10 protein-coding genes are annotated in these 9,992 nt (G+C 55.0%); 2 read left to right on the top strand and 8 right to left on the bottom strand.

The window, feature by feature from the left end:
• Positions 1–246: 246 nt before the first annotated feature.
• The 5 genes from ACR0JE_RS19425 to ACR0JE_RS19405 all read right to left on the bottom strand — a co-directional run bounded on the left by ACR0JE_RS19425 (position 247) and on the right by ACR0JE_RS19405 (position 4,781).
• Positions 247–1,752, bottom strand: coding sequence for a cytochrome-c peroxidase (locus ACR0JE_RS19425; protein WP_480865333.1), 1,506 nt, complete (start codon positions 1,750–1,752; stop codon positions 247–249).
• 20 nt (positions 1,753–1,772) lie between these two features.
• Entirely contained in the window at positions 1,773–2,090 is a 318-nt protein-coding gene (locus ACR0JE_RS19420; RefSeq protein WP_480865331.1) for a hypothetical protein, read from the bottom strand.
• A 27-nt stretch (positions 2,091–2,117) separates the two neighbouring features.
• Positions 2,118–2,726, bottom strand: a complete 609-nt coding sequence (locus tag ACR0JE_RS19415; protein ID WP_480865329.1) for a GNAT family N-acetyltransferase — start codon at positions 2,724–2,726, stop codon at positions 2,118–2,120.
• 61 nt (positions 2,727–2,787) lie between these two features.
• Positions 2,788–3,465, bottom strand: a complete 678-nt coding sequence (locus ACR0JE_RS19410; RefSeq protein WP_480865328.1) for a hypothetical protein — start codon at positions 3,463–3,465, stop codon at positions 2,788–2,790.
• Positions 3,466–3,791: 326 nt separating this feature from the next.
• Complete coding sequence (locus ACR0JE_RS19405; RefSeq protein WP_480865326.1) at positions 3,792–4,781, bottom strand: homocysteine S-methyltransferase family protein; 990 nt, start codon at positions 4,779–4,781, stop codon at positions 3,792–3,794.
• A 149-nt stretch (positions 4,782–4,930) separates the two neighbouring features.
• Here ACR0JE_RS19405 and ACR0JE_RS19400 point away from each other — a divergent pair, with 149 nt between their 5' ends.
• Positions 4,931–6,517 (top strand): winged helix-turn-helix domain-containing protein, encoded by a 1,587-nt coding sequence (locus ACR0JE_RS19400; RefSeq protein WP_480865325.1) that lies wholly within the window; start codon positions 4,931–4,933, stop codon positions 6,515–6,517.
• On the opposite strand, the gene ACR0JE_RS19395 is transcribed toward ACR0JE_RS19400, so the two are convergent.
• The 3 genes from ACR0JE_RS19395 to ACR0JE_RS19385 form a co-directional block, all read right to left on the bottom strand.
• Positions 6,459–7,154 carry an MFS transporter gene (locus tag ACR0JE_RS19395; RefSeq protein WP_480865324.1) on the bottom strand — a complete coding sequence of 232 codons (696 nt, stop codon included), beginning with the start codon at positions 7,152–7,154 and terminating at the stop codon, positions 6,459–6,461. The two genes, ACR0JE_RS19400 and ACR0JE_RS19395, sit on opposite strands and share 59 nt — an antisense overlap.
• A gap of 405 nt (positions 7,155–7,559) precedes the next feature.
• Positions 7,560–8,501 (bottom strand): ornithine cyclodeaminase family protein, encoded by a 942-nt coding sequence (locus tag ACR0JE_RS19390; protein ID WP_480865323.1) that lies wholly within the window; start codon positions 8,499–8,501, stop codon positions 7,560–7,562.
• Positions 8,498–9,361 carry a PhzF family phenazine biosynthesis protein gene (locus ACR0JE_RS19385; protein WP_480865321.1) on the bottom strand — a complete coding sequence of 288 codons (864 nt, stop codon included), beginning with the start codon at positions 9,359–9,361 and terminating at the stop codon, positions 8,498–8,500. Before ACR0JE_RS19385 ends, ACR0JE_RS19390 begins: the two co-directional genes overlap by 4 nt.
• A gap of 31 nt (positions 9,362–9,392) precedes the next feature.
• Here ACR0JE_RS19385 and ACR0JE_RS19380 point away from each other — a divergent pair, with 31 nt between their 5' ends.
• Positions 9,393–9,734 carry an ArsR/SmtB family transcription factor gene (locus tag ACR0JE_RS19380; protein WP_480865320.1) on the top strand — a complete coding sequence of 114 codons (342 nt, stop codon included), beginning with the start codon at positions 9,393–9,395 and terminating at the stop codon, positions 9,732–9,734.
• The last annotated feature ends 258 nt before the right edge of the window (positions 9,735–9,992 follow it).

Here is a 9,992-nt window from a genome sequence, read left to right as displayed (position 1 = left end):
TTTGAAGTACTTGAAAGAGGCAGGTCTGGTCATAGGAAAAAGCTACGCAACACCCCTGCCCCGCTCAACCAAAGTTCTTCTGACAAGACCCGCAGCATAGTGAGCTCAGGGCATTGGGTTTCACGTGACCCACCTTGTCGCACAGGCAGCTCGCGTGGCGAACTTGGATTAATGACTTCTTAGAGCGGAACCAAAAGCTGAGCGGCAGGCCCAAATGTGACATGCCGCTCAGAACTGCCAGACGGTTTAGTGTCGAATTCCGTGCATTTGAACCTGTGGTTGCGGTTGCAACCCGGACGGCAGATCGGGCGGGATTATCTCAGCCCGGTCGAGGGCAGATGGATCGGTCAGGCTACCAAGAAACGCGACGAGCTGGCTGATCTCCTCGTCCTTCAAAACAATAGGACTCAATGAATTTGCCGCGACAATACGGTCGTGCAATGCGGGTGAACTCATCACCCATCCGTCCCGCAGATCGAAAGCATCACGGCGTGTATCTTCTAGTGGTCCGAATTCAAGCGCCGAACCACGAGAAACAAGGCGCTGCACGTGGTCAAGATTTGGCAGAGACACATCCATGGGATCGAAGTCGGCAAAGCTTTCCTTGGGATCAATATGGTGCCGGACCATGTCTTCAAGCGAAGCAAACGCGCCGCTGTGGCCCCACGGTCCGGTCAAAAACACATTGCGCAAGGATGGCGTCCGAAAGGCAAACAGATCTGCGGGATCACCAGTTACTCGGTACCTGCCTTCATCTTCTGTCCGCCCCGGTAAACCGGTCTTTCGCAGATAAGTCATATCTCCTCCATGCCCTTTGCCCGGTCCGATTTGCGGGACGGCGATGGCATGGAACTGATGATCGGTCAGCAACGGGCCGCTATGGCAGTTTGCGCACCCGGCAGCGCCGTAGAAAAGTCTAAGACCAGCTTGCGCATCCGGCGTTAGCAGCGACAAATTCTCGGTTCGCAAAACCGCATCGAAGGGGCTTTCATTAGATCGAAACGCAGTCGTTTGGAACGCCGCCAATGCTTCTGCGATATGAGAATAATCAACATCCTCGGGATCCATGATCTCGGGAAATGCAGCGCGGATCATCTCTAGGTACTCAGCAATACTCGCAACCCTCTGCGCTAGGTTTTCCCAGATCTGTCGCCTATCTTCATGATGGGCGGCGTCGGCGATCAGGTTCTCGCCATACTGTCCGGCCATTTCAATCGGGGAAGTCACTGGGAAGAACGCCTGTGCCGCCAAAGGACTGGTTAGGTCCTTGGGTAAATCTGACCCTGCGGGATTACGGATGGCGCCTGTGGGATCGGCTGGTTTCAACGCTTCGACGCGCCCGTCGTGAAACAGCGAGACATAGCTTCGCGCGCCTATGTTCCAAAGCGGCTGCGCGTTGCGGGGCACCCGCCCAGTGACCGGGTCAACGGTCACGCGCTGTGGTCCTGCTCCTGAGCCACCTTCTCCGATGCCAAGTGCCAAGCCGTCGCCCGATCCGAACGCGGGATCATGGCAGGTACCACATGATATGTTGCGATTGCCCGACAGGATCGGATCAAAAAAGAGGTTGCGTCCGAGCTCCACGAGGGATGGCTCGGGCGCACCGTCGTAAAGAAAGTCCTGGTCCGTCAACGGCAACGGAAGGGAAATAGCGTTCTGCGTTTCGTCGCTAGATGCTGCAGCAAGAACTGAGGTCAACAGGCCGCCAGCGAGCGCGGCAAATACAAAGAGGGATTGAGGTCGATTGATCACTTTTGATACCTTACAAAAATTCAACGCGGTTGGGAAAAGAGCCAGATGCTGACGATGGCCAGCCCCAATCCAGCCAATTGCGGCAACCCAAGGCGCTCGCCAAAAAGAAGCACGCCAAGTACAGAAAGTGCGATGACCTGACTCATGCTGGACATCACTGCACCTTGCCCAAGCCCGTGCGCTAGCAGTCGAAAATAGGCCAAATTGCCAAGCCCAAGTACGACAATGGCGATCAGCAGGACAAAACCGGCACCCGTGTCAGCAAACTGTTTGAGCAGTACGCTGCCCAAAGTGAAGCTGGCACCGGCCGCAGAAAGAACGAACCAATAGGACGTCATTGTTGTTTCCTTCGGAACGTTGCTGCTTCACGCAACGTGGACTGTGAGGGATTTCATCAACAGAAGTACATTGCCTGTGTAGTAGGGCGGACTTGGATGCAGACGCACGGGTTCACTTGCAACGCGATCGTACCCTAGCCGTTCATAAAGCCGCACTGCTCCGGTGTTCTGCGCATAGACCTGAATACTCATCTTTTCGAATCCGTTTGCGCGCCCCTGATCTTCGGCTGCCGCCAACAATCGCGTACCAATGCCTTGGTCCCGTCCTTCGGCGAATACGGCCAAGGCGTTGATGAACCATGTGTTCTCCGACTGCTTTTCGAGTGCAACAAATGGTGCTATCGGTGCCGGTAGATCATCAGGATTATCCCCTGGCACTTCGGTAATTGCGTAGCTCAACACCATGCCAACAGGATATCCATGTGGCTCAGCGATCAACGCATTCGTGTAGGAAAACCCACCGATCTTGCGCTTGGCTCGTTCGATGCCGATCTCGAGGGGCGTTTGCCCTTCGACACAGGCGCGGGTCCAGAGCCAGTTCGGGATGCCTTCACCCGCAAGATTGATCAGCTTGGCCATGCTTTCAGCGTCCGAAGGTTCTGCCTTGCGAATAGGAGGAGGTGTCTGGATATTCATTTCTAAGCCTCAAAGGAGAGATAGGGGCGAGCCAGTAAGTGGCTCGCCAACTGATCGAAGTTTATGTTGACGGGGCAAAGTGCGCTTCAGAGATTGGTCCTACCGGCACACCGGAATCCCACTCCAGGTGGTCATGCTCGTCGATGGGCAACGGTCGCTCGTCTCCTTTTTCGTAAGCTGCGTCTTGTGCGCCAGCCGCAGCCTCAACAGGCTGTTCGAACGCATATGTTGCACTCAGTCCCCAGAAATCGGTGAAGCCCAGCGTCGTTTGGATCAGGCCACCATCAATTCCCGCATAGTCGCCGGTTGTCCCGGTCACCGGACGCAGGTTGGGCTGACCGATATCTGCAATTTCGGTGCCTTGGGTGACGACCGTTGCGCCGTCGTCGAACGCAAAGGTCTGACGGCTGATGATCCAGACACCGGTGGTGGCATTCCCACCTTCGCCGACGAAGTACCCATCACAAGTCCATGTGCCAAGAACGAGATCCGGGAATGCTGGGCTGCCATCCTCGAGAACGCCTACCGTCCCATCGGCAAGCGTGCCTTCCGGGTAGATGTAACCTTGGCTGACAAAGGCATTGCCATGAGCGGGCATTCCGTTTTCATGGACGGGCTGGGCCGCCATGAAGATGCGTGTGTGGTCCTCTGCTACGTCAAAGGCAGACAACATCTCTGCATTTGCAAATCCGGGGGCAAGGGCGATCGCGGTGGCGATCAGAAGGTTAGTCGGTTTCATTTTAGTCTCCTTGAAAATAGCGATTTAGGTTGGAAATAGGCGCACGTAACGCCTGTGGCGCCGTCCGGTTTTCTGCACCGGTCGGTCGTTCTTGATCCACGCGAGCTCTTCAGAGGCGCGGAAAATCTAGGTTGTGCATTTCCCGCCTACCTTGCGGCGGCAACCCGATGTCAGACCGCAGGTGATCATCCAGATAGCCGACCAAGGATCCCATCTGACGTTGACGCCAACGCGCTCGCAGAGCGTTGCGAAAATGGTCGAGAATGGCCGACGATAAGCACCCGCGCCGACGAAGGGGCAACGCCCATGAAGTCGTAAAGCTCGCGTCAGCTGGCATGTCGTGTTCCTTCAAAATGATTTAGACTGGGTTTTGTGTGGTCCGCTTTACCAAGCGCCTCGCAGATGGCCGCGATATGCCGATGATCAGTGCCACAGCAGCCACCGACTACCGTCAAGTTGGGCAATAGGACGTCGAGGCCCGCATAGAGCGCGCCAAGTTCAATTGGGTCTCCATCATCAAGCGTTTCAGCTGAGTCGAGCTCTTCATGGCTCAGGCGCGAAGCGTTCGCCCGGATTCCTCTGATGCGTGTCGTCCAAGCCCCATGAAGGATATGCGCAAAGTGATCTGGATGCGCACAATTGATCATGTAGTAGGCCGGTGCTGCGTCCGTTGCTGCATCAACCCGCGCGATGGCATCCTTCAACGTCTCACCGGAGGGAAGATTGCCGTCGGTTTCCACAGTAAAGGCGATTGCAAGCGGCATGGCCTTCGCCTTGGCCGCTCGGGCGATGCCGATGGCCTCTTCGGAGTAGGTCACGGTTATGGCAGACACCATGTCCGCCCCAAACTCATAGAACCAGCCGATCTGAACGCCGTGGTAGGCTTCCGCCTGATCCTCGGTCAGCAGGCGTGCGGGCGCGTATCCATCATCTTGCGGGCCGATTACCCCGTTTATGACGAATGGGCTCGTTTCAGGTTGCTCTAGCCGTTCCCGCAAGGCCCTGAGCGCGCAAACGGCTTCACGATGCACTGCGCGAAGTTCGTCATGCGATACACCAAGTTCAGCCGCCCATCGGGCACTGGCACGCCAGGTTGGCGTGTCCATTAGAAATCCACGCTGCTCGGCAAGGGCGATCCGTGCGTGACGTTCCATATAGGCGTCCATCGTCGCCACACCTTTATCGGTGTCGAGCGCAGTAAAGGCAGCGAACAACGGCAAATCGATGCCTTCGTGAAAGATCAGGGTCGTCTCAAGTCCGCCATCAGTGATCATCTGAGTACCGTTCAATTGCGGCAAAGCACTGCGGTATTTCATGGTCTACTCTCCAAAACGCATCGTTGAATCGCGACAAGGTGTCGAGAGTGGACCTACGCTGCGTTGACACGCAGAGCTTGAGAGAAGTCTGAGAATTTCCTGAGATCGTGCTTTTATTCGGTAAGAAGTTAGAGGATTCTAGCCCGGCCATGAGAATCATGATCGCTGATACCGAGATCGACTTTGATCAGATGACGACCCTCAGGGGCGGTCACACGGCGGCGCTTACCCGTCAAACTCTCGGTATATTGCGCGCGCTGCACGCGGCGGGCGGAGAAATCGTAAGCAAGGACGAATTGATCGAGCAAGTCTGGAACGGGCGTATCATCACGGATGCAACACTCTCGACGGCGATCAAAGAGGCACGGCGTGCCGTCGGGGATTCAGGCAATGTTCAAAGAGTGATCAAGACCGTGCATGGGGTCGGATTTCGGCTGTCCGAAGTCGCCAAACCCATCGCCTGTGGCGCGAATGCGCGATCGCAGTTGCCCTGCATGATCGTCTTGCCTTTTCGCAGCCTCAGTGCGCAAGAAGACGACCAACAAATCGCCGACGGGTTCAGCGAAGAAATCACTTCAAACCTGACACGGTTCCGTAATCTGCGCGTCTTGTCGCAACTCACCGGCCTGCACATTCATGAAAACCGGATGGATCACGCAAGTATTGCTGAATATTATGGCGTCGATTTTATCCTGGAAGGCAGTTTGCGCCGATCCTCTGAGCGACTGCGGGTGACCATTCAAGTCAGCGACGCCTATTCGGGTGAGATTGCCCTGATCGAGCAATTTGACCGAACCGCGCAGCCGCAGGACATCTTTGAATTGCAGAACGAGATTGGACTGTTGACCGCCGGTCGCGTCGGGTCCCAGCACGGTGATCTCGGCCACCGCATCCGGCAGCGAGCGGTCACTGGGCAATCGAAAACCTGGGACGTCTACGCGGCGGTCGCAAAGTTCTATGAGTTCTATAAAACCTACGACCCGCAGCTACACTTGGAACTTCGCAATACTTTGCCGGTGCTACTACAAGTCGATCAAGGCTCGTCCGACGGTTGGGCCGCCTATGCGCATGTTCTGCTGGAAGAACGGCGGTATCACCTGAACGAACGTCCCGGTATCGACGCCCCACACCAGGCCTTGGCAGCAGCGCAGCGGGGGGTCGCTTGCGATCCTCAAAGCGGGTTCGCCCGTATGGTGTTGGCGCTTTGCCAGTTCCACACACACGATCTTCCGGGCTTTCGAGCGTCCGCAGACACGGCCCTCAAACTTAATCCGGGACATGCCGATATCCTCGCCGAAATCGGGCATTGCCATGCCTTTTTGGGTGATTTTGACCGCGCAATTCCTTTGCTTGATCAAGCGATTGACCTAAGCCCCATTCACCCCGGCTGGTATCACTATGCCCATGCCTGGCGATTTGCCCTTGGCGATTTCTGGCAGGCCGCGCTTCTGGAGATCGAAAAAGTCCCGATGGACGGATTCCCCTGGTACCATGCACACCTCGCATGGTTTCACGCGGAACTAGGCAATCTGAGAGAGGCGGAGGCCGCACGCGACGCACTGCTGGGGATATTGCCGGACTTCGAAGATCACGTTCCCGAAGAAATGGTCTTTAATCATTTCACAGGGCCATTGGTCGACAAGGCTTTTGAAGGATGGCGCAAGGCAGGGCTCATGGTCAGTCTTCCCGACGAAAAGGCGATCGTGACAATGCCGCAAACGCAGCAACAAGAATAGTCGCGGCAAGCAGAGTGTATCCTCCGAGCGAAATGATCAGCGCCCCTGCGACGCCACCGAAGGCAAAACCCAAAAGGTAAATTGCCATTGCCTCTGTCGCCCGCGCGCCCGCCAGGCCAAGGTAAAGCGGAAAGAACAGAAACAACGCAAAACCGTTTGCAAGGATCATGAGTCCCAGTGCGAGCATGTCGGATGTCACGTAGCTTGCAGCGCCGGAAATCCCCGCCGCCAACAAGGACACGTCGCGCACAATTCTTGTCCCAAACACTGGAACCACTCCAGCGATCCACGATCCAACGGCGCTCGCTACCAAACTCCCCAAGAGCCAGTATGACATCGCCTCGGCCGAACCGATGGTTTGTCCAAAAAGCTCCAGAAACGTCCAATAGGCCCCCATCATCACGAAAAACGGGACCATTCGAAGTGTGGTGCCGGAAAGAACCATCTCGGATCGGATTGGCAGGCGCGATTTGGAAACTTCACATCGCGGCACAAAGAGGATGACTGCAAGAACCGTCAAAACCGGAAATGGACCAACCCGAAGCAACGGCTCAACAAGGTAGACGCAAAGGGACAAACCAAGCCCGATAGTCAGAGCGACACTCAACTGACGCACCCGTCGTGGGTCCTGGGACACGCAACTAAGTGCCCCCCGACTGAGAGCGCCTAGTGCCAGACCAAGAGCCCCACATGCTACCGTCGCCACGAATACAGAAAGGTGGGCTCCGGCCGAGAGGGTCACTAGCGCGAGAAACGCCAATACCGTTGAAAACCGCTCATTCAGAAAAGGTATGAAGCCAGCACATGTGCTGGCAGCGGAGAGCAAGAGCAAACTTGCATGAAGTCCCGAGGCAGTGTCGGTGAGTACGTGATCCCGAGCCAGACTACCGACCCAAATTGGAACCGTATTTAGCATAACCGCCCCAAATACAATCACCGACAACTCAGGGCGTATTATGTTTTTCCGCATGGTTTCTCCCGATCAGCGCGCCAGCGGTACTAAACCTCAGCATATCTACATGAAACTGCGTTCTTTGTTGCCTTAAACTGCTCGTAATTTTTTCCAAAACGTATTGACGGCAGTTAAGTCCTGAATTCCCAAACCTGACAAGCACGCTATTGTTGTTTTACCTTTTGATTTCGGCACCAGGCCGGTCAGCGAGCCAATCTCGGTCAAGTGTTTTCTATCGATCAAACCCTCGGCGATCGCACGGCTCGGTGCGCCGTACCTGACCGCGGAATCGATCGCGTCAACAAAAACACAAGCGTTCTTGAGAATTGCTGGATCGACTTCGCATTTTGTTGTGTCATCCGAGCCAACCGACGTGATGTGATGTCCCGGTTTAATCCAGTCCTTCCGGGTCACCGGTTCCTTTGCACCGGTCGCCATCACGATTACCTCTGATCCAGCAACAGAGGAGCGCAGATTTTCCGTCGCGCGAATGTCAGCTTGTGGAAACTTGGATTGTAGTTTCTGAGCGATGTTCCGGACCTTGTATTCGGATCTGCCCCAGATCCTCAACTGCTGGACTGGACGTACCATCATCAGCGCTTCGGCTTGCAGTCGCGCTTGAACTCCCGTTCCGACAATTAACGCCGAGGACGCACCCTTTCGTACGAGTAGTTTCGCGACTAAGGCCCCGGCCCCAGCTGTTCGGTAATCCGAGATCAGATGATTGTCCTGCAAAATCGCAAGTGGTCTGCACGTTTCACTGTCAAAAACGGCGATCAGACCGCTTGATGCCGGTTTGTCCTGGTCTGCTAGCACTTGCGACCAACCTGCCATTTTTACTGTGAAGATCGGGCAGCCAGGAATCGTTGCGGACTTTACGTGGATATCCGCCAGATCATTGGGATGGAGAACATAAACCGGCGCTTGCGCTGTTTTGTCGGATATAGCGCGAAAAGCGGTCTCTGCTGATGGAATCAGGGATTTGATTTTCAGGTATGGTCGAATGTCATCGGGGCCATAGAAAGGGATCATGGGGCTATGACCTCGCCGCTTCCGACGAAGGCGACCTCTCCTGCGACGGTGACACGCTCTACATTCTTTGATGTGCCATAGGCAGTCACGATGATTTCACTGGGACGGCCGATGAAGTGTCCCTGTTTCAAAGTGAAGCTCTTGCCTGATTGCACGAGGCCGTGCTTCATCGCATAGGCGCCCACGACACCTGCTGCACTTCCTGTTGCAACATCCTCCATGATCCCGTCATTGTTCCAATGCCGGCCCTCGAAGGTTCTGATGTCAAAGAGGTATGCGAAGTCCGCACCGACCTCGCGCAATTTGTCCCCCAAGTTTGATACTGTAACGCTTGCCCCTTCTAGGCCGCGCTCAACAGGGACGACAAGGTACTTCAGTCCTGTGGAAATGACCTCCAGCGGAAGATCTGACAACTTGTCCAGGTTGAAAGCACGTGCAAACAGCGGTTTCGCATCTACAACGCCCAACATCTCGGGGCATCCCTGATCCAACGTAGCAAAGTAGCGGCCATCGCGGCGCTCTGAGGCCACGCTCACGGTCCGTCCACCATTCATGTCGAATTTCCAATCGCGCTCGGCATCCGATCCGGATTGCTTATGCAATGCGCAAGCCGCACCGATTATCGGATGACCGGCGAATGGAAGTTCCTCGAACAGGTCGAAAACACGGGCCGATATCTGACCATTTTTTTCATTCAGAAATATCGACTCGAAGTGGCGAATCTCTTGGGTGATGGTCAACATCTGTTGACCGCTCAGCCCTTCGCTATTGATAAACACCGCAAGACTGTTGCCTGAGTAGGGCCTCGTCGCAAAGACATCACAATGGATGTAGTTGCAGTTGCTCGATGCTGACGACATAATAAACCTACATAGTGGAGTAACTATATAGATGAATGACTATCCACCTTCTTCCTACGAGTCAATAGCGCGAGGCCTCAGCGCACTCGCCCATGAGAATCGTCTTCGTATCGTTCACTGGCTGGCTGAACCCGAAAGCCACTTCCCGCCTCAGGTGGATGGCGACCTCATCAATGACGGCGTCTGCGTTGGTTTCATAACCGAGAAGATTGGGCTCAAGCAGCCAACAGTGACGAACCACATGAAGGTTCTGCAAGAAGCAGGGATCGTGCAGAGCAAGAAGATCAAGAATTGGGTCTTCTATAAACTGCGTGAAGAGAGAGTCGAAGTCATTCTCGGAGATATCTCCGCCTTAGTACGAGAAGGACACTAGTCACAATTGTTAGGATTTGTGCCGCCATCAGAGGAACAGCATTTCTTCTAGTTTCTGGATACAACATCCACGCCTCCGAATTGAGCAAACAACAATCTATCAACACGCGCGCGAGAATTCGTTGAATGCACCTTGCCCTACTTTAGCAGTGCGTGGTTCCACGATGGCCTAGGCTCCAGACTCATTGATTTACAGCCAGAACAGTACGGTAGCTGCTAGAGCGATGGCCGAAAGGAATACCTTTGGGCATCTGTCATA

It is taken from the genome of Ruegeria sp. H3, assembly GCF_056533095.1.
Note: the sequence above shows the minus strand (reverse complement) of the source record. Positions and strands in the feature narration are given on the sequence as shown.

Excerpts from the sequence above, each read along its gene's own strand:
- ACR0JE_RS19415 (WP_480865329.1), bottom strand. The coding sequence starts at position 2,726 with ATGAATATCCAGACACCTCCTCCTATTCGCAAGGCAGAACCTTCGGAC.
- ACR0JE_RS19380 (WP_480865320.1), top strand. The coding sequence starts at position 9,393 with ATGAATGACTATCCACCTTCTTCCTACGAGTCAATAGCGCGAGGCCTC.
- ACR0JE_RS19420 (WP_480865331.1), bottom strand. The coding sequence starts at position 2,090 with ATGACGTCCTATTGGTTCGTTCTTTCTGCGGCCGGTGCCAGCTTCACT.
- ACR0JE_RS19410 (WP_480865328.1), bottom strand. The coding sequence starts at position 3,465 with ATGAAACCGACTAACCTTCTGATCGCCACCGCGATCGCCCTTGCCCCC.
- ACR0JE_RS19405 (WP_480865326.1), bottom strand. The coding sequence starts at position 4,781 with ATGAAATACCGCAGTGCTTTGCCGCAATTGAACGGTACTCAGATGATC.
- ACR0JE_RS19400 (WP_480865325.1), top strand. The coding sequence starts at position 4,931 with ATGAGAATCATGATCGCTGATACCGAGATCGACTTTGATCAGATGACG.
- ACR0JE_RS19385 (WP_480865321.1), bottom strand. The coding sequence starts at position 9,361 with ATGTCGTCAGCATCGAGCAACTGCAACTACATCCATTGTGATGTCTTT.
- ACR0JE_RS19390 (WP_480865323.1), bottom strand. The coding sequence starts at position 8,501 with ATGATCCCTTTCTATGGCCCCGATGACATTCGACCATACCTGAAAATC.